The 26,527-nt window shown below is 60.4% G+C and carries 23 protein-coding genes; 17 read left to right on the forward strand and 6 right to left on the reverse strand.

Features of this window, described 5'->3' with window-relative positions:
* Window positions 1-160 precede the first annotated feature (160 nt).
* The 10 genes from JOE29_RS16085 to JOE29_RS16130 all read left to right on the forward strand — a co-directional run bounded on the left by JOE29_RS16085 (window position 161) and on the right by JOE29_RS16130 (window position 13,270).
* Complete coding sequence (locus JOE29_RS16085; protein ID WP_210079696.1) at window positions 161-520, forward strand: hypothetical protein; 360 nt, start codon at window positions 161-163, stop codon at window positions 518-520.
* Window positions 521-568: 48 nt separating this feature from the next.
* Window positions 569-1,315, forward strand: coding sequence for an amidohydrolase family protein (locus JOE29_RS16090; protein ID WP_003318879.1), 747 nt, complete (start codon window positions 569-571; stop codon window positions 1,313-1,315).
* 209 nt (window positions 1,316-1,524) lie between these two features.
* A complete protein-coding gene (locus JOE29_RS16095; protein ID WP_003342804.1) occupies window positions 1,525-2,484 on the forward strand; it encodes a MoxR family ATPase in 960 nt (319 codons plus the stop codon).
* Window positions 2,485-2,488: 4 nt separating this feature from the next.
* Window positions 2,489-3,433, forward strand: a complete 945-nt coding sequence (locus JOE29_RS16100; protein ID WP_210079697.1) for a DUF58 domain-containing protein — start codon at window positions 2,489-2,491, stop codon at window positions 3,431-3,433.
* Complete coding sequence (locus JOE29_RS16105) at window positions 3,430-3,924, forward strand: DUF4381 domain-containing protein (RefSeq protein ID WP_003415732.1); 495 nt, start codon at window positions 3,430-3,432, stop codon at window positions 3,922-3,924. The genes JOE29_RS16100 and JOE29_RS16105 overlap by 4 nt, the downstream gene beginning before the upstream one ends.
* A complete protein-coding gene (locus tag JOE29_RS16110) occupies window positions 3,917-4,975 on the forward strand; it encodes a VWA domain-containing protein (protein WP_024665156.1) in 1,059 nt (352 codons plus the stop codon). The genes JOE29_RS16105 and JOE29_RS16110 overlap by 8 nt, the downstream gene beginning before the upstream one ends.
* Window positions 4,972-6,690 (forward strand): VWA domain-containing protein, encoded by a 1,719-nt coding sequence (locus JOE29_RS16115; RefSeq protein ID WP_137983422.1) that lies wholly within the window; start codon window positions 4,972-4,974, stop codon window positions 6,688-6,690. The genes JOE29_RS16110 and JOE29_RS16115 overlap by 4 nt, the downstream gene beginning before the upstream one ends.
* Window positions 6,687-8,345: a BatD family protein gene (locus JOE29_RS16120; protein ID WP_024665158.1), complete on the forward strand. Its 1,659-nt coding sequence runs from the start codon at window positions 6,687-6,689 to the stop codon at window positions 8,343-8,345. The genes JOE29_RS16115 and JOE29_RS16120 overlap by 4 nt, the downstream gene beginning before the upstream one ends.
* 39 nt (window positions 8,346-8,384) lie before the next feature.
* Window positions 8,385-9,629, forward strand: a complete 1,245-nt coding sequence (locus JOE29_RS16125) for an exonuclease SbcCD subunit D C-terminal domain-containing protein (protein WP_003406534.1) — start codon at window positions 8,385-8,387, stop codon at window positions 9,627-9,629.
* On the forward strand, window positions 9,626-13,270 hold the full coding sequence (locus JOE29_RS16130) for an AAA family ATPase (RefSeq protein ID WP_210079698.1): 3,645 nt from the start codon (window positions 9,626-9,628) through the stop codon (window positions 13,268-13,270). The genes JOE29_RS16125 and JOE29_RS16130 overlap by 4 nt, the downstream gene beginning before the upstream one ends.
* 440 nt (window positions 13,271-13,710) lie before the next feature.
* Here JOE29_RS16130 and JOE29_RS16135 read toward each other — a convergent pair whose 3' ends face one another.
* The 5 genes from JOE29_RS16135 to JOE29_RS16155 all read right to left on the reverse strand — a co-directional run bounded on the left by JOE29_RS16135 (window position 13,711) and on the right by JOE29_RS16155 (window position 18,095).
* A complete protein-coding gene (locus tag JOE29_RS16135; protein ID WP_003390722.1) occupies window positions 13,711-13,905 on the reverse strand; it encodes a hypothetical protein in 195 nt (64 codons plus the stop codon).
* A 175-nt stretch (window positions 13,906-14,080) separates the two neighbouring features.
* A complete protein-coding gene (locus JOE29_RS16140) occupies window positions 14,081-15,253 on the reverse strand; it encodes a lactonase family protein (protein ID WP_044311705.1) in 1,173 nt (390 codons plus the stop codon).
* An 80-nt stretch (window positions 15,254-15,333) separates the two neighbouring features.
* Window positions 15,334-15,618: a DUF5629 family protein gene (locus JOE29_RS16145; RefSeq protein WP_003390727.1), complete on the reverse strand. Its 285-nt coding sequence runs from the start codon at window positions 15,616-15,618 to the stop codon at window positions 15,334-15,336.
* 135 nt (window positions 15,619-15,753) lie between these two features.
* On the reverse strand, window positions 15,754-16,746 hold the full coding sequence (araD1, locus tag JOE29_RS16150; protein WP_004418549.1) for an AraD1 family protein: 993 nt from the start codon (window positions 16,744-16,746) through the stop codon (window positions 15,754-15,756).
* 35 nt (window positions 16,747-16,781) lie between these two features.
* A complete protein-coding gene (locus JOE29_RS16155) occupies window positions 16,782-18,095 on the reverse strand; it encodes an MFS transporter (RefSeq protein WP_024959156.1) in 1,314 nt (437 codons plus the stop codon).
* Window positions 18,096-18,309: 214 nt separating this feature from the next.
* Here JOE29_RS16155 and JOE29_RS16160 point away from each other — a divergent pair, with 214 nt between their 5' ends.
* From JOE29_RS16160 to JOE29_RS25490, 7 genes are all read left to right on the forward strand, one after another.
* Window positions 18,310-20,052 carry an IlvD/Edd family dehydratase gene (locus JOE29_RS16160; RefSeq protein ID WP_003318618.1) on the forward strand — a complete coding sequence of 581 codons (1,743 nt, stop codon included), beginning with the start codon at window positions 18,310-18,312 and terminating at the stop codon, window positions 20,050-20,052.
* Window positions 20,053-20,147: 95 nt separating this feature from the next.
* Complete coding sequence (locus JOE29_RS16165) at window positions 20,148-20,861, forward strand: FadR/GntR family transcriptional regulator (RefSeq protein ID WP_003318617.1); 714 nt, start codon at window positions 20,148-20,150, stop codon at window positions 20,859-20,861.
* Window positions 20,862-21,194: 333 nt separating this feature from the next.
* A complete protein-coding gene (locus JOE29_RS16170; RefSeq protein ID WP_057406650.1) occupies window positions 21,195-21,779 on the forward strand; it encodes a PAAR domain-containing protein in 585 nt (194 codons plus the stop codon).
* A 5-nt stretch (window positions 21,780-21,784) separates the two neighbouring features.
* Window positions 21,785-22,711, forward strand: a complete 927-nt coding sequence (locus JOE29_RS16175; protein ID WP_210079699.1) for a DUF6402 family protein — start codon at window positions 21,785-21,787, stop codon at window positions 22,709-22,711.
* The gene (locus JOE29_RS16180; RefSeq protein ID WP_074997030.1) at window positions 22,708-23,154 is read left to right on the forward strand and encodes a hypothetical protein; all 447 of its coding nucleotides are present in this window, start codon (window positions 22,708-22,710) and stop codon (window positions 23,152-23,154) included. Before JOE29_RS16175 ends, JOE29_RS16180 begins: the two co-directional genes overlap by 4 nt.
* Window positions 23,151-23,588, forward strand: coding sequence for a hypothetical protein (locus JOE29_RS16185; protein ID WP_074997031.1), 438 nt, complete (start codon window positions 23,151-23,153; stop codon window positions 23,586-23,588). The genes JOE29_RS16180 and JOE29_RS16185 overlap by 4 nt, the downstream gene beginning before the upstream one ends.
* Window positions 23,585-24,025, forward strand: coding sequence for a hypothetical protein (locus JOE29_RS25490; RefSeq protein WP_074997032.1), 441 nt, complete (start codon window positions 23,585-23,587; stop codon window positions 24,023-24,025). The genes JOE29_RS16185 and JOE29_RS25490 overlap by 4 nt, the downstream gene beginning before the upstream one ends.
* 96 nt (window positions 24,026-24,121) lie before the next feature.
* Here the strand turns inward: JOE29_RS25490 and JOE29_RS16190 are convergent, their stop codons facing one another.
* Window positions 24,122-26,512, reverse strand: coding sequence for an RND family transporter (locus tag JOE29_RS16190; protein ID WP_210079700.1), 2,391 nt, complete (start codon window positions 26,510-26,512; stop codon window positions 24,122-24,124).
* Window positions 26,513-26,527: the final 15 nt, after the last annotated feature.

Consider the following 26,527-nt stretch of genomic DNA (forward strand, 5'->3'; position numbering starts at 1 on the left):
GCTTAACGAGAGCTGAGCGCACACTGCTTACGAGGCTGCGACATATTCGGTCATCAGGTCGCGATACACTGCGTACGATGGTGCCAATATCGCCCGACATTATTTGCCCGGGACTGGCAAAATTCACTCACGCCTTACCTGGACAGACCCGGAGCCACCCATGCAAATCAAGACCGCCAGCCTCATCGCCAACCCGTGCGACGACGAATACGACGATATGGCGCTGCTCTGCTGCCACGCAGAAAACGGCATGCTGTTTTCCCTGACCCGTTTCCCGGACGAGAACGAAGTGGAAATCACCGTCAGCGACGACAAGTCACTGAACGTGTCCAGCCTGAAGGTCACCTTCAGTGCCGAGCGCCTGTTGGTGGAAATCGACGCGCAGGACGCCAAGCAGCTCGATGGCCACCATCAGTATGAAATTCTCCACGCCACCGATGCAGGCGAGTTGCAGGACGTTCACCAGACGTTACAGATCATTCTCGAAAACGTCGGTAATTACACCAGCACAATCAGTTGATGATCAAAAAAGCGCTAGAGTGAGCACTTCGCCGAACAGGAGTGTGTCATGAACCGCATTTTCGACGCCCACTGCCACATCATCGACCCGCATTTCCCGCTGATCGCCAATAACGGCTATCTGCCGGAGCCGTTCGGTGTCGCTGACTACCTTGCGACGGTCCAGCCGCTGGGCGTTCACGGCGGTGCGGTGGTGTCCGGCTCCTTTCAGGGCTTTGATCAGGGCTATCTGCTTCAGGCGCTGCGCCTGCTGGGACCGGGTTTCGTCGGTGTCACGCAATTGCCCGCCAGCGTCACCGATGCAGAGCTGGACACCCTGAACGCGGCAGGCGTGCGTGCGTTGCGCTTCAACCTCAAGCGCGGCGGCTCGGAGCAGCTCGACCAGCTGGAGGCACTGGCCGTGCGTGTCCATGAACGCGCAGGCTGGCACTCCGAGCTGTACATCGACTCGCGGGAACTGGCGCCCATCGAAACACGCCTGCGCAAACTCCCGGCCATCAGCATCGATCACCTGGGGCTGAGTGCCGAAGGGCTGCCCGTGGTCCTGCGCCTTGCCGAGCGCGGTGTACGGATCAAGGCCTGTGGTTTCGGGCGAGTGGACTTTCCGGTGCGCGAGGCCCTCAGGGATATCCACGCCGCCAACCCGAATGCCCTGATGTTCGGCACCGACCTGCCGTCGACCCGCGCCCCCCGCCCCTTCCGGCCCGACGATATCGAGCTGTTGATCGACGCACTGGGCGAAAGCGGCGCTCGTCAGGCGCTGTGGGAGAACGCGGCGAGCTTCTATCGACTCTGACGCCGTGGCTCCGGGAGCCAGAGCCAACCTTCCTACATGGCCCCCCATAGATCACGTAGGACAATACCTGCATAAATGACAGGCACTTCTTTAAATGCAATAAAAAACGCGGGAGTCGTTAGTCGATACCTGCCTGGATGGATTAAAGTATCGCCCCCAGCTCAGCAGTCGTCAGACACAGCTGTTCGCCCTGCCAGGAACCGTCACCGATGGAACATCGTGAAGCGCTGATTGCGCTGCGAACTTTTCTTTCAACGCAGATCCTTGGCCAGGAAAAGCTGATCGAACGTCTGCTCATTGCCCTGCTTGCCGATGGCCACATGCTGGTCGAAGGCGCTCCCGGCCTGGCCAAGACCAAGGCCATCAAGGAGCTGGCAGAAGGTATCGAAGCCCAGTTCCACCGCATTCAGTTCACCCCCGACCTGCTGCCTGCCGACATCACCGGTACGGAAATCTATCGCCCGGAAACCGGCAGCTTCGTGTTCCAGCAAGGGCCGATCTTCCACAATCTGGTGCTGGCCGACGAAATCAACCGTGCGCCGGCCAAGGTCCAGTCGGCGTTGCTCGAAGCCATGGCCGAGCGCCAGGTCAGTGTCGGGCGCAGCACCTACGACCTGTCGCCGCTGTTTCTGGTCATGGCGACCCAGAACCCTATCGAGCAGGAAGGCACCTACCCGCTGCCAGAAGCCCAGCTCGACCGTTTTTTGATGCACGTCAAGATCGGCTTCCCGGATGCCGCCGTCGAACGCAAGATCCTTCAACAGGCGCGTGGCGAAGCCCTGAATGGCGAAACCAAGCCGGAGCGCCGCGTCAGCCAGCAGGCGATTTTTGCCGCACGCAAGGAAATCCTTGGCCTGTACATGGCCGATGCGGTCGAGGAATACCTGGTGCAACTGGTCATGGCCACCCGTACCCCGGCCAAGTTCGACCCGGAACTGGCCGAATGGATTGCCTACGGTGCCAGCCCGCGGGGCTCCATCTCGCTGGACCGCTGCGCCCGTGCGCATGCCTGGCTGGCCGGACGCGACTTCGTCAGCCCCGAAGACATTCAGGCGGTGCTGTTCGATGTCTTGCGCCACCGGGTCATTCTGTCGTTCGAGGCCGAAGCTGCCGGTATCGATCAGGATCGCGTGATTCAGCGCATCCTCGACGTCGTGGCCGTCGCCTGACCCCATGCAACCCTACCTGATCCCCCAGTCGGGCATCCGCGTCAGCCTCAGCGAGCTGATCGAGATGCGTCATCGGGTGCGGGAAGTGCAGCTGTTTTCCACCCCAAGCCAGCGCAGCCCGCTGATCGGCCTGCACCATTCCAAGCTGCGCGGACGTGGCGTGGACTTCGATCAGGTAAGGGTCTATCAGGCCGGTGACGACGTGCGCAGCATCGACTGGCGCGTGACGGCACGCACGCAGGAGCCGCACACCAAACTGTTCCATGAGGAACGCGAACGGCCCATTTTCATTCTTGTGGAACAGAGCCAACGGCTGTTCTTCGGCTCCGGCCTGATGTTCAAGTCGGTACTCGCGGCTCAGGCGGCCGCGCTGATCGGCTGGGCGGCGCTGGAACACAACGACCGGGTCGGCGGGTTGGTGTTTGGCGATAACGAACACTACGAGATCAAGCCGCGACGCAGCAAACAAAGCCTGCTGCAGTTGCTCAACCGGCTGGTACGGGTCAATCAGTCGCTGCATACCGAGATTCCGCCAGACCGCGATGCGTTCGGTACTGCGCTGCGTCGCGCGCGGGAAGTGCTGCGCCCCGGCAGTCTGGTCATCGTCCTGTGCGACGAGCGCGCCCTGTCCGATGCCGCAGAACAACAACTGAGCCTGCTGTCTCGCCACAGCGACCTGCTGTTGCTGCCGCTGTCCGACCCGCTGGACCGGGCTCTGCCCGCTGCCGGTTTGCTGCGTTTTGCCGAACGCGGCGCGCAACTGGAGATCGACACCCTCAACCCTGAACTGCGCCGCGCCTACCGGCAACAGGGCGAGGAGCGCACGGCGCGTTGGGAGTTGCTGGCGCAGAAGCTGCGGGTATTGCTCATGCCATTGAGCACCCAGGCGGAGCTCGTCGAACAACTGCGCGAATACCTCAGTGCGCGTCGTCCGGTGAAGCGCAAATGAATCCCCTCGATCAGCTGGAGCCGCTGATTGCGCCCGAAGCCGTCGGCTTCTGGCCGCTCGCGCCGGGCTGGTGGCTGCTGCTGTTGCTAATCCCCGTGGCAGGCTGGGGCCTGTGGCGCTTGCGCAAACTGCTGCCGGTCAAGGCCCGCAAAGTGCGCAGCGAACAGCCGCTGGACCCGGTTCGCCTCGCCGCGCTGGCGGAACTGGCCAGCCTGCCGAAACCCTACGACGGCGCGCCGGCCGGTGCCTGGCTGCAGCAGATCAACGGCCTGCTCAAACGCCTGTGCCGTAACCATTACCCGCACAGCCAGAGCCATACCCTCAACGGCCGCAAATGGCTGGCGTTCCTCGACAACCGCTGCCCGGCTGCCGGCCTGACGCGCTGGATGATTCTGGTCGAAGGCGCGTACAAGCCCGAGTGCAAACTGGACGACAAGGCCATCACCGGCCTGACTCAGGCGGTCGATACCTGGATCCGCAAACATGTTTGAGTTCGCCTGGCCGTGGGTCTTCGCCCTGCTGCCATTGCCATGGCTGATGCGCGCCCTGCTGCCCATGGCCGACAGTGGCGAGCCGGCGCTCAAGGTCAGCTTTCTCAGTGAACTCGAAGGCCTGAGCGGTCGCCGCGCCAAAGCCAACCTACCGGTGTGGAGACAGCGTGCGCCGTTTCTGTTGATCTGGCTGTTGCTGCTGATCGCCACAGCGCGACCGCAATGGCTGGGCGAGCCACTGCCGGTGGCTGCCAGTGGCCGCGACCTGCTGGTGGCGGTCGACGTGTCCGGCTCTATGGACTACCCGGACATGCAATGGAAAAGCGATGAAGTCAGCCGGCTGGTGCTGGTGCAACAACTGCTCGGTGACTTTCTCGAAGGCCGCAAGGGCGACAGGGTCGGCCTGATCCTGTTCGGCAGCCAGGCGTTTGTCCAGGCACCACTGACCTATGACCGCCGCACCGTGCGGGTCTGGCTCGACGAGGCGAGGATAGGCATTGCCGGCAAAAACACCGCACTAGGCGATGCCATCGGCCTGGCCCTGAAACGTCTGCGTATGCGTCCGGCCACCAGTCGTGCGCTGGTGCTGGTCACCGATGGCGCCAACAACGCCGGTCAGATCGATCCGATCACCGCCGCACGGCTGGCTGCCGAAGAAGGCGTAAAAATCTACCCCATCGGCATCGGCTCGGACCCGGACAAGGACGCGCTGCAAAGCGTGCTGGGCCTCAACCCCAGCCTTGATCTGGACGAACCGACGCTCAAGGAAATCGCCAGCCTCAGCGGTGGCCAGTATTTCCGCGCGCGCGATGGCGACCAGCTGGAAAAAATCCGCGCCACCCTCGATGCCCTGGAGCCGGTCGCACAGCAGCCCACCCAGGCGCGCCCGGCGCAAGCACTTTATCAATGGCCACTGGCGACAGCGCTGCTATTGAGTGTGCTGCTGGTGCTGCGTGAGTTGTGGCCGAACAACGCAGTGCAACGCCTGCTGACGGCGGTGCGTTCTATTAACTGGCGAGAGCGCTGCAAAAGCCTGTGGAGGTCGCGATGATCAGCGGGCTCTGGCCGCACTGGTTTCGCCCGGAATGGCTGCTGATCACGCCCTTGCTGGCGCTGCTGATCTGGCGACTCTGGCGCCGGCAGAAACGCGCCGGACGCTGGCAAATGCTGCTGCCCACTCACTTTCATGAGGTGTTGCTCAACGGTGGGCGCGGCAGCAACAGCAAACTGCCATGGGTCGCGCTGGGGCTCGCCTGGTTGCTGGCCCTTTTCGCCTTGCTGGGCCCCAGTTGGCAGCGCGTCGAACAGATCAGCCAGAAGCCGGTCGATCCGCTGGTGGTCATTCTCGAACTCACCCCGCAGATGCTCGCCACCGATACGCCCCCTACCCGCCTGGAACAGGCTAGACGCAAGCTGCTGGACCTGTTGCAAAAACGCAGCGATGCGCAGACCGCCATCGTTGTCTATGCAGGCAGCGCACACACCCTGGTGCCGCTGTCCGATGATCTGGTCACCAGCCACAACCTGCTGGAAGCCATCAGACCGTCGATCATGCCGGTGACCGGCCAGCGCGCCGATCTGGCTGTGCAGAAAGCGCTGCACCTGCTCAAACAGGGCGCATTGGGTCAGGGGCGGATACTGTTGATCACCTCGTCGCTGAGCGAACAGGAACGTCAGGGCATCCGCGCCGCATTGCGCGGAAAATCGCCGCCGCTGTTGATTCTCGGGGTCGGCACGGCCGAAGGCGCGCCGGTCACGCAGGAAAACGGCAGCCTGCTCAAGGATGATCAGGGTGCGATTCTGGTGCCGCGTCTGGACAGTACCAGCCTCAACGACTTCGCCGATCAGGTCGGCGGCAGCTATCGTCAGGCACGCGGCGATGAAGAAGACTTGCGCAGCCTCGGTCTGCTGGCCAGCCCTCGACACATGAGCCGCGACGGCCAGGTCGTGCAACTCGACACCTGGGCTGACCAGGGCCACTGGTTGCTGCTGCCGCTGTTGCTGATCGCGGCACTGGCCGGCCGGCGCGGCTGGCTGTTCTGCCTGCCGCTGATGTTCATGTTTCCGCAGAACAGCCAGGCGTTCGAGTTTCAGGACCTCTGGCTGCGTCCCGATCAACAGGGCCAGCGACTGCTGGAACAGCATCGTCCAGCCGAGGCAGCGCAGCGCTTCGAAGACTCGCGCTGGAAAGGCGTGGCGCTGTACCAGGCGCAAGACTACGCCAGCGCCGCCCGGCAGTTTGCCGAAGGCAACAGCGCCGCCGACCACTACAATCGTGGCAATGCCCTGGCCCGCAGCGGCGAGCTGGCAGCGGCACTGGATGCCTACGAGCAGGCCCTGGACCGACAGCCCGATTTCCCTGCAGCGCAAACCAATCGGGCGCTGGTGCAAAGCCTGCTGGATCAGGCCAATGAGCAGAAGCCTGCCCAGGATGAACAGAACAAGGCCGATCAGGGCGAAGAAGGTCAGCAGGCGTCGCAAGACCCCAATAGCAGCGCATCGCCCGCCGAGCAGAATCCGTCCCGATCGGATCAACCCGGCACCAGCGAAAGCCTGCCGCCGGACAACAGCGGCCAGGCCACCGCGGGCGAGTCGACCGACGACGAACAGACCACCCGTCCTGCGCTACAGTCCGCCGACAGCCCCATGACCGGCGAGCGGCGTCAGGAACTGGAGCAGTGGCTGAGGCAGATTCCGGATGACCCGGGCGAACTGTTGCGGCGCAAATTTCGCTACGAACAGCAACATCAGGAAAAGACCCGATGAGTCGCGTGTACACCTTATTGATCGGCCTGCTGCTAAGCCTGGTCACCTTATCGCTGCAGGCTGCGCAACTGACCGCCAGCGTTGACCGCACGCGCCTCAACGCCGGGGAGACCGTCGAGCTGACGCTGGAAACCGACGATGTGACGCAGTTCGGCAAGCCGGACATGAGCGCGCTGGAAAGCAGTTTCGAGGTGCGTGACACACGTCAGCTCAACAGCCTGAAAACTCTGGATGGCAGCAGCCAGGCCACCACGCGCTGGATCGTGACCCTGCTGCCCCGCGAGACCGGAAGCGTGTTGATTCCGTCGCTGCAACTGGGCGAGCTGAAAAGCCAGCCGCTGACCCTGCAGGTCCTGCAGAGCGAGCCCCAGGAACAAAGCAACCATCTGGCATCGATCTTCATCGAAGCGAGCCTGGATCAGGACAGCGTGTATGTTCAGGCTCAGGCCGTGCTGACCCTGCGCGTTTACCACTCGGTGTCACTGTTCGACGACAGTAGCCTGAGCCCGCTGCAAGTGCCGGACGCGCGGGTCGAAAAACTGGGTGATTCGCGCACCTACGAAAAGCTGATCAACGGCGTGCGCCACGGGGTGATCGAGACACGCTACGCGATCTACCCGCAGCAGAGCGGCGTGCTGAAGATACCGGCGCAAGTGTTCAGTGCAACGCTGGTGCAGACGCCTGCCGAGGGTGCGCAAGCCCAGGACGCCAATCCGTTCGGCCCGCAGCCGGGCCGGTCGGTGCGGGTCAAGTCCGCCGAAGTGCCGTTGACCGTCAAGCCCAAGCCTGCCGACTACCCGGCCGATGTCGCCTGGCTGCCGGCACGCAGTATCAATCTGGAAGAAAACTGGAGCCCGGAACCCGGCACTACGCAGGTCGGCGATTCGCTGACCCGCACCCTGACGCTCAAGGCCGAAGGGCTGGCCGGCGCGCAGCTGCCCCCCTTGCCGCCCACAGAAGTACCCGGCCTGCGGCGTTACCCGGATCAGCCACAACTGCGCAACCTGCCCAGCGAGCGCGGCCTGATCGGCACGCGCGAAGAACGCGAGGCCCTGGTGCCCGCCCGCGCCGGCGCAATCGACCTGCCTGCGGTTGAAGTGACCTGGTGGAATACCCGCGAAGATCATCTGGAGCACAGCAGCCTGCCCGCGCGCACCCTGCAGATCAGCGTCAACCCGGGTCTGGCGGTGGACACGCCGGTGAACAACGACACAAACGGCGTGACCGTAATCGGCCCGCCAGTCTGGCCGTGGCAGATGAGCACCTTGCTGCTGGTCTGCACAACATTGCTCGGTTTCGGCCTGTGGTGGCGCGCCCGTGGACAGCCGGCAATCGCCCGGGCCGTGCAGACCGGGCCCAGCCCGCGTACCGTACTCGATGACCTCAAGCGCGCCTGCCTGGCCAACGACCCGCAGGGCACCCGTCAGGCGCTCGACGCCTGGGCACGTCAGCAGCCGGAAACCCTGGCCGAAATGGCCGCGCGTTTCGTGCCGCTGTCCGATGCTCTGGACGGTCTCAACGGTGCGCTTTACAGCGAAACCGGCAAGCTGTGGCTGGGCGAGGACCTCTGGCGCGCGGTGCGCAAGCTGCCCGCCGCCGAACATATTCAGGACCCGGCAGGTGATGCCGGGTTGCCGCCGCTGTATCCCAAATGATGCAGCTCAGGCAACACCCCTATACGACAAGGTAAACCAATGCGTCTGTTTCACACCTCTGACTGGCACCTGGGTCAGAACCTGCACGGCCAGGAGCGGGATTTCGAACACGCCTGCTTTCTGACCTGGCTGCTGGCCCGTCTGGCCGACCGTAAACCGGATGTACTGTTGATCGCGGGCGACATCTTCGACACCGTCAACCCGCCGGTCAAAGCGCAGGAGCGCCTGTACGACTTCATCGTCAACGCCCACGAACAGCAACCCTTGCTGACCATCGTGATGATCGCCGGCAACCACGACTCCGGCTCGCGTATCGAACTTCCCGCCCCGCTGATGCGCCGCTTGCGCACCCACGCGCTGGGCCGGGTGATGTGGCTGGACGATGGCGTGCTGGATGCCGAACGCCTGCTGTTGCCGTTGCCGGACGCCAATGGCGACATCAAGGCCTGGTGCCTGGCGCTGCCCTTTCTGCGTCCCGCCGAGGTCACCGGCCCGACCCTGGGCGATGACTACCTGCGTGGCATCGGCCGGGTGCATGAGCTACTGATCGCGGCGGCTGACCTCAAGCGCCAGCCCGGTCAGGCATTGATAGCCATCAGTCACGCCCACATGGCAGGTGGCTCGGTCTCGGAAGACTCCGAGCGCAGCCTGATCATCGGCAACGCCGAAGCGCTGCCGGCCAGCCTGTTCGGGCCGAGCATCACCTATGTTGCGCTGGGCCATCTGCACAAACCGCAGCGGGTCAACGGCGAAGAGCGCATTCGCTACAGCGGCTCGCCGATCCCGCTGTCCTTTTCGGAAATCAGCTATCAGCACCAGATTCTGGAAATCAATTGCGACGGCGAGACGCTGACCAGTGTCGAGCCGCTGCTGATCCCTCGCGCCGTCAATCTGCAGCGCCTCGGGCCTGCGCCGCTGGCCGACTTGCTGGTGCAGCTCAAGGCGTTGCCGGACATCGACCTGCTTGCCGACCCGGATCGCCAGCCATGGCTGGAAGTGCGCGTGCGCCTGGATGAACCCCAGCCGGACCTGCGCAACCAGATCGAAAACGCCCTACAGGGCAAGGCTGTGCGGCTGGTACGCATCGGTGCCGAATACGCCGGCAAGGGCAGCGCGGACGGCAGCGAGGGTGACGCCACGCTGATTGAGCTGGACCAGCTTACGCCTCAGGAACTGTTCAGCCGTGCCTGGCAGGACAACTTCGGCAGCGAGGTCGACGAACAGACGCTGACCGATTTCGCCACGCTGCTGCGTGAAGTCCAGCAGGAGAGCGAGCAACCATGAAAATCCTCGCCATTCGCCTGAAAAACCTGGCCTCGCTGGCCGGCCCCTTTGAAATCGATTTCACTGCCGAGCCGCTGGCCAGCGCCGGACTGTTTGCCATCACCGGCCCAACCGGCGCGGGCAAAAGCACGCTGCTCGATGCCCTGTGCCTGGCGCTGTTCGGCGCGATTCCGCGGCTGAGCAATATCGGTCAGTCCAAGGTCCCGGACATCGACGGCGACATCACCACCAGCGACCCACGTACCCTGCTGCGCCGCGGCACGGGCAGCGGTTACGCCGAGGTGGACTTCATCGGCATCGATCAGCGGCGTTATCGCGCGCGCTGGGAAACCAATCGCGCGCGCGACAATGCCACTAAAAAGCTGCAGGCCAGCCGCCAGACCCTCACCGATCTGGACAGTGAGCAAATCCTCAGCAACCAGAGCAAACGCGAATTCGAGCAACTGATCGAAAACCGCCTGGGCCTGAACTTCGAACAGTTCACCCGCGCCGTGATGCTTGCCCAGAGCGAGTTCAGCGCGTTCCTAAAGGCAGATGACAAGGAACGCAGCGAACTGCTGGAAAAGCTCACCAACACCGCGATCTACAGCCAGCTCGGTCGGCGCGCCTACAGCAAAAGCAAGGAAGCCGAAGACGCCCTGAAAACCCTGACCGCGCAGGCCAGCAACATCATCCCGCTGGCCCCGGAACTGCTGGCTGAACTGGAACAACGCCTGAGCGACGCGCAGCAGCAGCTCAAGGCCCATCAGACACAGCAACGGCAACTGGAAATCAAACAGCAGTGGCTGACCGAGCTGCACCGCCTGCGTGACGAACAGCTCGCTGCCCAGGAAGCCCTGAACAGTGCGCAACAGGCCTGGGACGACCACAGCGGAGCACGCCAGACCCTCGGCCAGCTTGAGCGCCTGGGCCCGCAGCGCCATCGCTTCGCGCGTCGGGTCACGTTGAATGCTCAGCTTGATCCGCTGGCTGAACAGATTCGCCAGTATCAGCAACAGCAGACCTCGCTGCACGACCAGCAGCAACAGCTGGAAAGCCGCCGTACTCAGGCGCAGACCAGCCTGCTGGACGCCCAGCAAGCGCACAGCAGCGCCAAACCGCTGTTGCTGCAGGCTTTCGAAGCACAGAACACCCTGAATCACCTGGCCCAGGAACTGGCCAAGGCGTCCGACCTGCACCAGCAAAGCGAGCAGCTCTGCGTTCAGGGCCAGACCAGCCTGCAAACCCTGCTCGATCAGCAACAGCAGGTAGCGCAACGTCTTGAGCGTATTGCCGGGCAACTGCAGCACAGCAGCGAACTGGCGCCACTGGCTCAGGCCTGGAACGCGTGGCGTGACCGCCTGAAGTCCCTCACGCTGATCGCCAATCGTCTCAAGCACGGCCACAGTGAGCTGCCTGCGCTGCAGCAACGTGCCAACGCTGCCGATCAGCAGTTGACCGAGCAACGCAGCGCGTTGGAGTTGCTGTACCGCGAAGCCGATTGCGAAGTGGAGGCAGTGACCGAGCAGGTGCAAATTCTCGGCAGCCTGTTGCAGGACAACCGCAAACAGCAGCGTGCCTTCGAGGAGCTGGCCCGTCTGTGGGCCAGTCAGCAGGACGTCGACCGGCAGCTTGCCGACCTCACCCAGCAACAGCAGAGCGCCCAGCAGCAACGCGAACAGCTCAACAGCGAAGGCCTTCGCGTTCGTGATGAACTGACCGTCGCCGAGCAGACCCTGACCGTCACCCGGCAACTGCTGGAGCGCCAACGCCTGGCCCGCAGCGCCAGTGTCGAGGAGTTGCGCGTGCAGTTGCAGGACGACCAGCCCTGCCCGGTCTGCGGCAGCATCGAACACCCCTGGCATCAGCCGGAGGCGCTGCTCGAAAGCCTCACGCAACACGACGACAACGAGCAGGCCAACGCGCAGAAAGCCGTGGACGTACTGACCGAGCAACGCAATCAATTGCGTGAACAGGTCGGCGGCGTGATCGCCCGGCAGAAAGAGCTGCTGCGCCAGCATGAGCAGCTCACCGCGCGCCATCAGGCTTTGGCACCGGACCTGGAGTCACATCCCCTCGCCGCCCAATTGCTCGACCGCGACGCCGACAAGCGCGACGGCTGGTTGAGCCAGCAATTGAGTCAACTGAGCGAAGTCATCAGCCGTGACGAGCAACGTCAGCAAGCCTTGCTGGCCCTGCAAAAAGACGCTGCCCGCCTGCAGCAGCAGCTTCAGGCAGCGACCGAAGCCAGCCAGACCGCTGCGGGTCATGTTGCCGAGCAGCTCAAGCAACTGGAGGCCGACGGGCAGCGACTGGAAGAAGAACTGACGGCATTCACGCCGCTGGTATCGTCGCAGGTGCTTGAAGGGCTGCGCGGTGATGCATCAGCGACCGTGCTGCAGCTCGAACAGCAGGTGACCCAGCGTCTCGATCAACTGGAGCAGCAACACGAAGAGCAGCAAGAGCAAACCGAGCGCCAGCAGAAGATCGAGAAGCAGCAGGTCGAGCAGCAGACTCGCGTGCATCGCCAGACCGAACTGGCGCAGGAAGTCACCCGACTCGGCGAGCAACGGCAGAACAGTCAGCAGACGCTTGCCGGTCTGCTGGGCGAGCACGCGAGCGCAGAGCAATGGCAGCAGGCGCTGGAGCAAACCATCGAGCAGGCCAGACAGGCAGAAAGTCTGGCAGCGCAGGCGCTGCAGGACATCCACAATCAACTGATTCAACTGGCTGCCGAACTCAAGTCCGGACAGCAACAGCAGCAGGCCCTGCAACAGGAACTGGCTGAACTTGATGTACAGATCAGCGAATGGCGCGCTCAGCATCCGCAGCTCGACGACAGCGCGCTGGATACGTTGCTGACCTACGACGATGCGCATGTCGAGCAACTGCGTGTGCAATTGAGCAGCACCGACAAGGCGCTGGAACAGGCAAAAGTGTTGCAGCTGGAACGCGATCAGCGCCTGCAACAGCATCAGGCGCAACACAGTGATCTGACCGACAGTGCGCAACTGGCGGCAGCGCTGCAACAGGCCCATGAACAGTCGGCGCTCAGTGAGCAGCACTGCGCCGACCTGCGTGCCGAGCTCAGTGAAGATCAGCGTCGCCGCAACGCCAACAGCGAACTGCAGGCGCGCATCGCCGATGCCAACAGCGAATACCTGCGCTGGGCACGTCTGGCGTCGTTGATCGGCTCGGCAGAAGGCGACAGGTTTCGCAAAATCGCCCAGGCCTACAACCTGGATCTGCTGGTCCACCACGCCAATGCGCAGCTCAGGCAACTGGTGCGCCGTTACCGCCTGAAACGCGGCGGCAGCATGCTCGGTCTGCTGGTCATGGACACGGAAATGGGCGACGAACTGCGCTCGGTTCATTCGCTGTCCGGCGGGGAAACCTTCCTTGTCTCGCTGGCACTGGCGCTGGGCCTCGCCTCGATGGCATCCAGCACCTTGCGCATCGAGTCACTGTTCATCGACGAAGGCTTCGGCAGCCTCGACCCGGAGTCACTGCAACTGGCGATGGACGCCCTCGACGGCCTGCAGGCGCAGGGTCGCAAGGTCGGCGTGATTTCCCACGTCCAGGAAATGCACGAACGAATCCCGGTGCAGATCAGGGTGCGTCGTCAGGGCAATGGATTGAGCACCATCGAGGTGGGGCACTGAGAGACCTGTGACGCGGAACGTGAGGCACGGCAGTTGGTTGTCGTTCCTCACGCACCGCGAGGGAATGCCGTTCTGGACGCTCTGCGTCCGCTCTTGAATGTTGCCGCCACCAGCGCTTTCGCGAACAGGCTCGCCTGGCAGTCTCCAGCTTTTGATTCTGCCCGGGAGGGCGTAGGAGCGGACCGGGCGACGCTTCGCTTGTTCGCGAAAGGGACGTTAAATTCAGAGAAAATGTAGCGCCCGAAGTACCGCCTTCGCGAACAAGTTCGCTCCTACGCCCGCTGGGCAGAAGCCTCGTTTCCAGGCGTGGATGTGCCGCCACCAGCGCTTTCGCGAACAGGCTCGCCTGACATTCCGTGCATGGTCTGCCACGCATTGGGCAGTAAGTCGCAGGGACCTGTGTGGGCGAACATGCTCGCGAAAGCGTGACGGCTGATCAATCACTGGGCGGATTTGTGGTCCAGCGCTGCGTAGAAATTAGCGCTCTGTTGCAGGTATTTGGTTGTATAGGTCGCAGTGTAGGTCTGAGCGGCGTGGGCTTTCTTGTCGTTCACTTCGACACTGGCGCTGGCCGGGAGAGCGACGCTTGCCGAGATAGCAGATGCAGCGATGATGGAGAAAAGATTGAAATTCATGTCGGTCACCCCTCTTGTCTGTCTTTACGCTGGTTTGAAGTCCTGACCGTTATGGCCGTGACTCAAACTTACGCCCGAGGGTGGTTCAGCAGAAATCTTTTGTAGCACTAACCCATATCATCAAGAATGATAACGGCTCCAGCCCTTATATCGTAAGGGCTGGAGCCGGGGCGGCTTACTTGTCAGTCAGAAAACGCAGGTAAGAAGGTGCATCTGCATCGAATTTCTGTACCGTTTCACCGATCTTCCCGCTCTGCGGATCACGGCGAACGGTCACGATCTGGTTGCTCTTCTGATTGGCGAACAGCATGAACTGGCCAGTCGGATCGAATGCGAACTCGCGGGGCTCCTTGCCTTCCAGGGAACGACGCTGAATTTCTTCAAGCTTGCCGCTGGCCTGATCGATGCGGAACACCACAACCTGATTCGCGTCACCCCGATTGGTCACGTACAGAAACTTGCCATCCGGTGAAGTGTGCAAGGCGCCACCACCGTTTTTCTCTTCCACGCCCTTGTTCTTCATGTCGACCAGTTGGGTCTGCTTGAAGGCGCCGTCATGGTAGTCGAACACCGCCACCTGAGCCGTCATCTCCAGTACCAGCCAGGCATGTTTGCCATCGCCACTGAAGAGGGTATGACGGGGTCCGGAACCGCCCGGCAACTGCACGAACGGTACCTTGGCTGGCTGCAACGGCTTGGCCTGGCTTGCGTCGTAGTGATACACGAACAGCTTGTCAGCGCCCAGGTCGGCAGTCACCACGTACTTGTCATCCGGGGTCGGTACGGCCAGGTGCACATGCGACGACATCTGCCGCTCACTGTTGACCTTGCTTCCAGGCCCCAGCGGCAGCACCTGAACGGCTTCGCTCAACGTGCCGTCCTTGCCCACCGGCACCACGGTCAGCGCGCCGCCCGGGTCAGGGTTTACCGCATAGTTGGCTACGAACAGGTAGCGACCGTCATAGCTCAGGCTGGAGTGCGTCGGTTCTTCACCGCGGCTTTGAACCTGGTTGATCGGCGTGATCTGACGGGTTTTCGGGTCGATCGCAAAGCTGCTGACCTTACCGACCACGTCTTTTTGTCCGGGGCCGTTTTCATTGACCGCGAACAGATAGCGCTGGTCTCTGGAGACGGTCAGCCAGGACGGGTTTTCGGCCTTGACCACTTGCAACGGCTTGGCATCGATCATCCCGGTTTTGCTGTCGAAGGCAAAACGATAGATCCCTTCACTCTTGCCTTGCGTGTAGGAACCTATCAGCAATTCAGTATCGGGCATGGCTTGGGCCTGCAGGGTAAATGCGCTCATGGCACTGGCAATCGCCAGCCACGGCAGAAATTTATGGGGCATGGGGGCATCCCTTGTTATCGAAGTTATTGATGCCTGTTACGGCACTGTCGGGGTCTATGACAGCGCCAGCCCGCATTTACTCAATCCTGCGCAGAATCATCTTCATCGGAGGGGGTAAAGGCATCCAGGCAGATGATCCGGTGATCGGCGTTGCCGTCATTGATCACCCAGCTTTGCAGGGACTCATCGAAGGTCGCAGCCTCGACTTGCGCCTTGGTGAAGCGCCATACCTTGCGCTCGCGGCCGTCCATACATTCGACGTTCAGTTCCTCGCCCAGAGAGAAATCCCAGGCGTGCAGACCGTCGATTTCCAGCATGGTGGAGGCTTCGAGTGCGGCGAGCAGTGTGGTGGGTGTGGTAGTCATGAAATTCATCCGGCCAGCAAAAGCGCGAATGATAGGGCAAAAGGCAGGCGCAGATACAGTCGGCGCGCAAGTAGAGCCGTACCAGCGCCGAGCGCTGGTACGGTGGGCAATCAAACAGGTACGGCGCGTTTGTGATTACAGCTTGCCGATGCCGCCCGGCTGGAACACTGGCTCGCTCGGTGCCAGGCCATTGACCAGCGGCTTACCGAACTCGGCCTGACTGATCTCGAAACGATCGCCAGGCTGTGTGCGCACGCCATCGGCAAACGACAGGGTCGCGGTGCCGAAGAAATGCACATGCACGTCACCGGGCCTGAGGAACTGTGCGTACTTGAAGTGGTGGTATTCGAGGTTTTCCAGGCTGTGGCACATGTTCGCTTCGCCACTGAGGAACTCTTTCTCCCAAAGCACCTTGCCATCGCGCCAGACCCGGCTGGTGCCCGACAGGCTTTGTGGCAAGTCGCCCACGCGCAACTCCGGCCCGAACGAACAGGCGCGCAGTTTCGAATGCGCCAGATACAGGTAGTTGCGACGCTCCATGACGTGATCGGAGTATTCGTTACCGATGGCGAAGCCCAGGCGATAAGGCTTGCGGTCATGACCGATGACGTACAGGCCGCTCAGCTCGGGCTCTTCCCCGCCGTCTTCGGCAAAGGGCGGCAACGAAAACGAATGTCCGGGGCGCACGACAATGCTGCCGTCACCCTTGTAGAACCACTCGGGCTGAACACCGGCCTGCCCCGCCGCCGGCTTGCCGCCTTCGACGCCCCATTTGAAGATACGCATGGTATCGGTCATCGAGGCTTCGTCGCCGGACTGCTGGTGCATCTTGTCGCGTGCCGACGCACTGCCCAGATGGGTCAGCCCGGTGCCACTGACCAGCAGGTGCGCCGGATCAGGATGGTCGAGCGGCGGCAGGATCCGCAGCTCCTCAAGCAACTGTGAATAGTCATGCGTTTCGCCAACGCCCCGCTGCTCGACCTGATGCGCCAGAGCCGAACCCGCCTCGATCGCCGCCAGCGCCAGCTCGCGAACACTCTCGACGCCCTGGACCTCACGCACCTGGTCACCGTCGACCAGACCGACCCGACGCTGACCGTCGCTCAATTCAAACTGTACTAACCGCATGAAATTCTCCTTTCAGATAATGGGCCGCTGAAAACCTATCTCGCCTTGGCACTCGCCGCGAAGTCGGACACTGGCAGCACATGCTTGCGCTCCAGCACGTGATAAACGATGCCGGTCAGCAGCAGCCCGAAGACCATGACGCCCGACAGGAAATAGAGGCCCGATGCCAGGCTGCCGGTGATTTCCTTCAACGCACCGATCACGAACGGACCGATGTAGCCGCCCAGGTTGCCGACCGAATTGATCAGCGCGATACCGGCTGCGGCACTGGCACCGGCAAAGAACCGTCCTGGCAAGGTCCAGAACACCGCCGTGCAGGAAAACAGTGCGAACGCCACGACGCACAATGCAGCCAGCTGCGCCACCGGCATGGTCAGCCAGGCGCTGCAGAACAGGCCGATGGCGCCCAGTACATACAGCACGGCCAGATGCCCGTAACGGTCGTTGAGGCGGTCGGAACTGCGCGGCACGATCAGCAGACCGATGATGCCGAAAATGTACGGCACCGACGACACGAAGCCGGTGGTCAGGTCACTGCCACCGAACTGTTTGATCAGCGTCGGCAGCCAGAGGCCCAGACCGTAGATGCTCAAGGTCACCGGCAGGTAGAACAGCGCCAGAAGCAACACACGCTTGTCTTTCAGGGCATGCAACGGATTGCCGTGACGAGTCTGGCCGTACTCTTCAAGATCCTTTTTCAGCTCACCGGTCAGCCAGTCCTTCTCGGCCTGGTCCATCCATTTGACCTGCTGCGGGCCATCCGGCAACCAGCGCAGCACCGGCCAGGTCAGCAGAATCGCCGGCGTGCCGATGACGATGAACAGCCACTGCCAGCCATGCAGGCCGAGTATGCCGTCCATGCCCAGCAAACCACCGGAAACGGGCCCGGTGATCATCATGGCGATGGGTTGCGAGAGGATGAAAAGGCCAAGGATCTTGCCGCGATGGCGCACCGGAAACCACTGGGTGATGTAGTACAGCACACCGGGGAAGAAGCCCGCCTCGGCAGCGCCCAGCAGAAACCGCATCACGTAGAAGCTGTGCGGCCCCTGGACGAAGGCCATGCCGATGGTGATCGCGCCCCAGGTGATCATGATCCGCGCGAACCAGCGGCGTGCGCCGAAACGCTCGAGCATCAGGTTGCTGGGGATCTCCAGCAGGAAATAACCGATGAAGAACAGTCCGGCACCCAGCCCGTAGGCGGCGTCGCCGATACCGATGTCTGCGCCCATGTGCAGCTTGGCAAAGCCTACGGCAGAGCGGTCTACATAAGCGATCAGGTACAGCAGAATAAGGAAAGGAATCAGTTTCAGCGTGATGCGGCGTATAAGCCGCAGTTCCTGGCTCATGTAGGCGGTCTCCCATTGTTTTTGTTATGGAACCTGCGGGGATCGCCTCTGTGCCTGGGTGCTGAATAACGCTGTACATGCGCCAGGATGATCCCTCGTCTACGAACGACTATATAGTAATACTATTTAAACTGACAACTCTTCCAATACGCGTTTTTTAGGCTTACCTTAGCCAGCAGTATCGCCATTAAGTCTTACAATAAGAGAGCCGATCATGTCTGACTCCGATAAAAAACCGACCCTCCGTTCTGCCCAGTGGTTTGGCACTGCCGACAAGAATGGCTTCATGTACCGCAGCTGGATGAAGAATCAGGGCATTGCCGACCACCAGTTTCAGGGCAAGCCGATCATCGGCATCTGCAATACCTGGTCGGAGTTGACCCCCTGCAACGCGCATTTCCGGCAGATCGCCGAGCATGTCAAACGTGGCGTGATCGAAGCAGGCGGCTGGCCGGTGGAGTTTCCGGTGTTTTCCAACGGCGAATCCAACCTGCGCCCTACCGCTATGTTCACCCGCAACCTGGCCAGCATGGACGTTGAAGAAGCGATTCGCGGCAACCCCATCGACGGGGTCGTGCTGTTGACCGGCTGTGACAAGACCACCCCTGCTCTGTTGATGGGGGCTGCCAGTTGCGACATCCCCGCCATCGTCGTCACCGGCGGACCGATGCTCAACGGCAAGCATGAAGGCAAGGACATCGGCGCCGGCACCATCGTCTGGCAGATGCACGAGTCCTACAAGGCCGGGACCATCAGCCTTGATGAATTCCTCTCCGCAGAAGCCGGCATGTCGCGCTCGGCAGGCACCTGCAACACCATGGGCACGGCCTCGACCATGGCCTGCATGGCTGAAGCGCTGGGCACTTCTCTGCCGCACAACGCGGCCATTCCGGCGGTGGATTCGCGGCGTTACGTGCTGGCGCACATGTCCGGCATGCGGGCCGTCGACATGGTCCGCGAAGACCTGCGCCTGTCGAAGATTCTCACCAAGGCCGCTTTCGAAAACGCCATCCGGGTCAACGCGGCCATCGGTGGCTCGACCAACGCAGTCATCCACTTGAAAGCCATCGCCGGACGTATCGGCGTCGATCTGGACCTGGATGACTGGTCACGCATGGGCCGTGGCATGCCGACGATTGTCGACCTGCAACCGTCGGGGCGCTTCCTGATGGAAGAATTCTATTACGCCGGCGGCCTGCCCGCCGTGTTGCGCCGCATGAACGAAGCCAGGCTGCTGCCCAACCCGGATGCCTTGACCGTCAATGGCAAGAGCATCGGTGAAAACACCTGCAACTCACCGATCTATGGTGAAGATCAGGTGATCCGCGCGCTGGACAACCCGATCCGCGCCGACGGCGGGATTTGCGTGCTGCGCGGCAACCTCGCGCCGCTGGGTGCCGTGCTCAAGCCCTCGGCCGCGACGCCGGCACTGATGCAGCACCGTGGCCGCGCAGTGGTGTTCGAGAATTTCGAGATGTATAAATCGCGAATCAACGATCCGGATCTGGACATCGATGCCAACTCGGTCATGGTGCTCAAGAACTGCGGCCCCAAGGGCTATCCGGGTATGGCCGAGGTCGGCAACATGGGCTTGCCAGCCAAGCTGCTGGCGCAGGGCGTGACTGACATGGTGCGCATTTCCGATGCGCGCATGAGCGGCACGGCTTACGGCACAGTGGTTCTGCATGTGGCGCCGGAAGCCGCAGCGGGCGGACCGCTGGCGGTGGTCAAGGAAGGCGACTGGATCGAGCTGGACTGCGCTGGCGGGCGTCTGCATCTGGACATCCCGGAAGCCGAACTGGCTGCGCGCCTCGCCGACTGGCAGGCTCCGCCTCAATTGCTGCTGGGTGGCTATCGCCAGCTGTACGTAGACCGGGTGATGCAGGCGGATCAGGGCTGTGATTTCGACTTCCTGGTCGGTTGCAGAGGCTCCGAAGTGCCCCGCCACTCGCACTGACAAAAGCGGCGGTTTGCCTGACTCAGGCAGCCGCCGCAAGTGTTACGCAATGGTATGATGCCCAGCAATTACCGCCAGGACCGACCAGCGTTCCCATGGATTATCGAAAGCCTTCCGACCGAAAAAGCATGCACGCCCGTATCGTCCAGGAACTGGGCATGCAGATCGTATCCGGCCGTTTCAAGCCTGACGAAAAGCTGCCTGCCGAAGCGCTGCTCTGCGAAGAGTACGCCGTCAGCCGCCCGGTCCTGCGCGAAGCGACACGGGTTCTGGTGGCCAAGGGTCTGGTTTATTCGCGTCCGCGTGTGGGCACGGTAGTCAAGGCGCGCCGCGAATGGCATCTGCTGGACCCGGACGTGCTGCACTGGGTCATGCAAAGCTCGCCGCAGAATGAGTTCTTCCATCTGCTGACCAGCGTACGCGCGGTCATCGAGCCAGCGGTTGCCGCACTGGCCGCGCAGCATGCCACTGACGCAGAGATCGAGTCGATCCACGAAGCCTATCTGCGCATGGAAGCTGCGCCGACGCCGGAAGACCTGTTGCAACCCGACCTCGACTTCCACAGCCGCATCGCCGACGCCACCCACAACGACCTGCTGGCGCACTTGTGCAACATGCTGTCACTGGCGTTGCGCGAAGCGCTCAAATACTCCAACAAGCGTCCCAACCTGCACGAACTGGCCATGCCACGCCACAAGGCGATCCTCACCGCCATCCAGAACCGCGACGCACTGGGCGCACGCCACGCTTCACTGGTGCAACTGGACGATGCGCGCAATGCGCTGAGTGTGGTACTCGGGGGCGGTTGATCGACAGGCTCGACCGAATCGATAACTTCCTGCGCCTGTCTATTCGTCGTGTTTATTAATCAGGCATGGCGAACCCTGACGATTGCTGGTACCCGCCGCTGAACGTTCTATTTCCGTGGGAAATATCCAGCCCATTCGTAAGATTTTTATTAGCCCAGCGTAAGCTCAGTCCTTAATCACTCCAGATAGCGATCTGCTATTTGCGAACATATAAAGTAATGGTATCTCTGCCAGCACATTAATAAAAACACTGCGCCTGTTCATACACGTCGATTAAACCTATCGGACGTCAGGAATTCGTGCAGCTGATAAAAAGTGTGCAGGGAGCATTGCATGAAACTTCTGGCCATCGTTCAGGGCGATACCACAGACCACGGAGGGTCTGTCATCAACGGCGATCAAACAAAGCGTATCAATGGTTTCGCCTTAGCGCACAGAGGCTGTGACGTTATCTGTCCGCTGCATGGCGCCAGCAAAATCCTCGGAGAAAAAAACAACTTCCATATCGACGGAAACATCATCGCACTGGAAGGCGACCTGACCAGTTGCGGGGCCCGGTTGATATCCAGGCAACAAAACTTCTTTCGGGTCGAGAGGCGATCCGGTGCTGTGAAGCCTGTGCCCGATACTTCGGCTGGTCATCATCAGGAGGTGGCCAGCGAAGGTGCGTTGGATGGCGGTGTGCAGGCCGTTGATTCGTTGCCGAGCCAGCGGAACTCAATGGCATGCGACGAACGATTTCGTCTGTTCAACCAACAGCGTTCCAGCCTTGGCCATCTGGGCTATTTGGTCATGCAAGACCAACGCTGCACTGCCGTCGGCGCGCTTGACCTGCTGGGCTACAGCCGCAGCCATGCAAGCCCTGCGGTCACCGCTCTACAACTCGCAACCACCGCACCCTGGCCGGTCATGGAGTAACCCCAATGTCTCTGAACGATTTCCAGCGCACCAACGCCTTGGGCCCCGACACCTACTTCGCCTTGCCCCAAGGCGCCTCACACACCTACGCCCCGACAGACACCCCGGCCAAAGAAGTCATCATCCAAAGCCTCGCCCTCTCCCGCATCCCAGGAGCCATGCGCAACATGGGGTGGAATACGGCAGCGGCGCTGATGCAAAGACGGTTTGACAGTCCAGCGTGGGAGATGCCGGAGGAGTGGAAGGAGCAGGAAACACAGCCTGACCCAATGAGCCTGTCTCCCGCGCAGTGCGATGAAAGCATCGTGAAGATGGAATGGGCAATGCAGTTTGATCGATGCAGGCAGGCTGTTGAGGTGGCTGAGTCGAGGCTAAGTACACCTAACGCCTTGGAGCAGTTGGAAACACGATTAAGAAAAGCTGGCTGGCAGCAAAATAATCAGATAAATCTGGGATTTTATGGTATGTCAGCAAGAGAAATGGATTCTATGTCCCAAATTAATTTTTCATTACTTGGAGACACATGGGACGCATTGGATGACATGTATGGCGCCTTAGGAAAAGCAACATTAAAAGTCGGATTAGTAGGAAAAACAAAAACCAAAGAAAACATTATCACGCAACAACAAAAAATATATTTCAATATAGAACACATTGGTTTTTACATTCGAGACCACTATGACTTTAATGGACTGCAATACTTAGGCACTTGGACAGAAGACCGAGTACTGACTAAGGCAGAATCCATTATTACTCTAACACCACAAGGGCATCTCGTAATACGCTTGAAGGACGGGCCTTTTTCCGCAATTACAAACATGCACTTCCGTGGATATAGAGAAAAAACAGGTAACGGAGGCGACTTTCTAATCTATTCGGATATATTATGGAAGCCAGTCAACCAGACTATCGAACTTAAGGGGTTGGCTTGAAAACCTCATCGCGCCGAATAGCCTTTTTTCTAACGTACGCCACCCTAGCGGGCAGTCTCTGGACCGCATCGGAATGGTGGGAAAAAGCGCTGGCTACAAAACTGGGCGCAGACACGGTCAGTCCAAATGGTTGCTATCGTGTTGAACGATTTAAACCATACTGGGTACTGCCCGGTATATTTCATCGAGAGTCCGATCCTAATGAGGATATCGAGCCCAAGTGGTTTCCGTTGTGGGGGTACCCTGGTTTTTATCGCTTATATAATAATCATACCGGCGCATTGATCGGCGAAAGCAAAATCTATGACCTTCAGTACACAAGCGGGTCATTAAATTGGGGCTATCCATCAATACCGAAAGTGACAGCAGGAATAATTTATATCGGCCCAAACTTTCCTGAATGCATAGGCGACCAGCCAGTAGCTGTAGAGCCGAAAACATGAAACATTCCAAAAGGCATTTCTTATTATTAACATGCATTGGTATTGGCAGCCTCTGGACTGCCTCTAGCAGATGGGAAAAAGGCTTGGCTGAAAATCTGGGAGACCCCGTCATTAGCCCGAACGGGTGTTATAGAGTGGAAGCGCTTAAACCTTTTTGGATTTTGCCGGATATATTTCACCCCGAACCGGACCCTAACGGCATCAGTGCGCCAAAATGGTTTCCGTGGTGGGGATATCCTGCTTTTTTTCAACTTTATGACCATCGCAGCGGCCAATTAATTTCCGAAACTGATATTTATGATCTGGAGATAGCTGGCGGAGAAATAACATGGGGAGCCGGGTCCAAAACCGTTTTTGTAGGGATGATCCCCGTTGGCCCCAACGCACCTGATTGTATTGGTGATCAGCCAGGCATTTCGGAGCAGCAGCCATGACACCAACGAGGCTGCGCGCAATTTTTTTCCTAGCTTATATTATTATCGCAGGCGGTCTCTGGACCGCATCGGAATGGTGGGAAAGAGCGCTAGCCAAAAGATCAGGAGCTCCACTAATCAGTCCTGGCGGGTGCTATCGATTGGAAGCTTTCAAGCCCTTTTGGGTGCTGCCAAACATATTCCACCCACAACCGGACCTTAACGGAGTTGGATCGCCAAAATGGTTTCCTGGGTGGGGTAGCCCCGGTTTTTACAAGCTGTACGATCAACGAAATGGAAAACTTATTTCAGAGACCAAGATTTACGATCGTGAAGCCGGGGCATGGGGAATGGACTGGGGAGAAGGCTCGGGTTTCGTTTATTCAGGGCTGATCCCTATCGGCCCCAATCTCACTGACTGCATGGGTGATCGCCCTACTCGCGTGAACCCTCAATAACGAGAGCATTACGATGCTGTACGTTTTTTAATGATCGTTCCAGCGCCGCATTGGCACGATAGTGAATAGGACACCGAGTTACAGGCCGCCACAACCTCAATGTGAAAACAACGAGTTCCCCACCTTCCCCGCCATCTTCTCCGGCTTGATCAGAAACCGCGCCAGCGCGGGCAGCAGCCACAGTGCGCCGAACATGTTCCACAGCAGCATGAAGGTCAGCATCAGACCCATGTCGGCCTGGAACTTGATCGCCGAGAAGATCCAGGTGCACACACCGATGGCCAGACACAGGCCGGTGAACAGCACGGCCTTGCCGGTGGACTTGAGGGTTTCATAGTAGGCCTCCTGCAACGGCAGGCCGGCGCGCAGGAAGCTTTCCAGACGGCTGTAGATGTAGATACCGTAATCGACGCCGATGCCCACGCCCAGCGCCACCACCGGCAAGGTCGCGACCTTGACGCCGATGCCCATGAACGCCATTAGGGCGTTGCCCAGTACCGAGGTCAGCACCAGTGGCAGGACGATGCACAGCGTAGCGGCCCATGAGCGGAAGGTGATCATGCACATCGCTGCCACGCAGAGGTAGACCAGAATCAAAATGGTCAGCTCGGATTTTTTGATCACCTCGTTGGTCGCGGCCTCGATACCAGCGTTGCCGGCGGCCAGCAGAAATTGCAGGTCCGGCGTGCTGTTCTGTTTAGCGAAGTCCTGCACTGCGCGCACCGCACGGTCGAGAGTCTCGGCCTTATGGTCGTTGAGGAACACCAGCAGCGGCGCCAGCGAACAGGTGTTGTTGTACAGGCCGTCGGCGCGGGCGATGGAGTTGTTCAGCACGTCCTTGTTACGCGACAGGCTCTCCCATTTCAGGTTGCCCTCGTTCATGCCCTTGATCATCTGTCTCGACACCGTCACCAGAGAAATGGCCGACTGCACGCCCTGGGTGTTTTCCATCTTCCAAGCCAGCTCGTTGATCGCTGACATGGTCGGATAGGCCGAGCAACCTTCTGGTGGCGTCTTGACCATGACCACCAGCACGTCCGAACTGGTGGAGTAATGACCGATAATGAACGCGTTGTCCTTGTTGTAGCGTGAATCGGGACGCAGCTCCGGCGCGCCCTGGTCCAGGTCGCCGATCTTGAGGTTCTGGCTGTACCAGAGGCCGCCACCGAAGGCCAGTAGCGCCAGCACGATGGAGACCGGCGCAACCTTTGGGCTGGCAAAGTTGGACAGCAAGCGCCAGAACGGATGCTCGGAGACCGCATCCTGCTTGCTGCGATTGATCGCCCGCTTGCTGATGCCCACGTAGGAAATCGCCACCGGCAGCAGGATCAGGTTGGTGAACACGATCACTGCCACACCAATGGAAGCGCCGATGGCCAGCTCGCGGATCACTCCGATGTCGATAATCAGCAGCGTGATGAAGCCCACGGCGTCGGCCAGAATCGCGATCATGCCCGGCAGGAATAGCTGACGGAAGGTACGCTTCGCCGCCATCAATGCGTTTTCGGCCTCGCTGGATTGCAAGGCGATACCGTTGATTTTCTGCACGCCATGGGAAATACCGATGGCAAAGATCAGGAACGGCACCAGCATCGAGTACGGGTCAATACCGAACCCCACGACGTGCATCAGCCCCAATTGCCAGATCACCGCAATCAACGTGGTGATCAGCACGGCGATGGTGCTGCGAAGACAGCGGGTGAACCAGATCAGCAGCACCAGCGTGATCAGAAAGGCGATGCCGAAGAACATCACCACCATGAACAGACCGTCGATCAGATCACCGACCTTCTTGGCGAAACCGACGATATGAATCTTGATGTTGGGGTTCTGTGCTTCGTACTTGTCGCGGATCTTCTCTTCAAGCTGGTGCGAGAACTGCTGATAGTCCAGCGCCAGCAACTTGCCCTGATCTGCCGGGTCGGGGTAGGACTCCTGCAACGGCACATCAATGATGCTGGATTTGAAATCGTTGGCCACCAACCGTCCGACCTGTCCGGACTTGAGTATGTTGTTGCGCAACAGATCCAGACTCTCATCCGAACCGTTGTAACTCTGCGGAATCACTTCGCCTCCGGCAAAGCCCTCCTCCGTCACTTCGGTCCAGCGTACGCTCGGGCTCCACAGCGATTTCAGGCCAGACCGGTCGACGCCGGGAATATAGAACACCTCGTCGCTGATCTGACGCAGCGTCTCCATGTACTGTCTGGAAAAGATATCACCATCCTTGGCCTCCACCGAGATACGAACGGTGTTACCCAGATTCGCCAGATCGTTGCGGTGTTCCATCATGTTCTGAATGAACGGATGAGACAGCGGGATCATCTTCTCGAAACTGGTGGAAGGGCGAACCAGCGTGGCCTGCCAGAACAGAACAATACTGGCCAGCAGGCACAAAATGATCACGGCCGGGCGGTTGTTGAAGATCAGGCGTTCGAGAAAAGTCTCTTTTGCGCCGGAGTGCTGGGTGTGTTGAAGATTGCTCATGCCTGAATGTCCCCG

Origin of the sequence: Pseudomonas sp. PvP009 (assembly GCF_017832995.1) — a bacterium.
Lineage (GTDB): Bacteria > Pseudomonadota > Gammaproteobacteria > Pseudomonadales > Pseudomonadaceae > Aquipseudomonas > Aquipseudomonas syringae.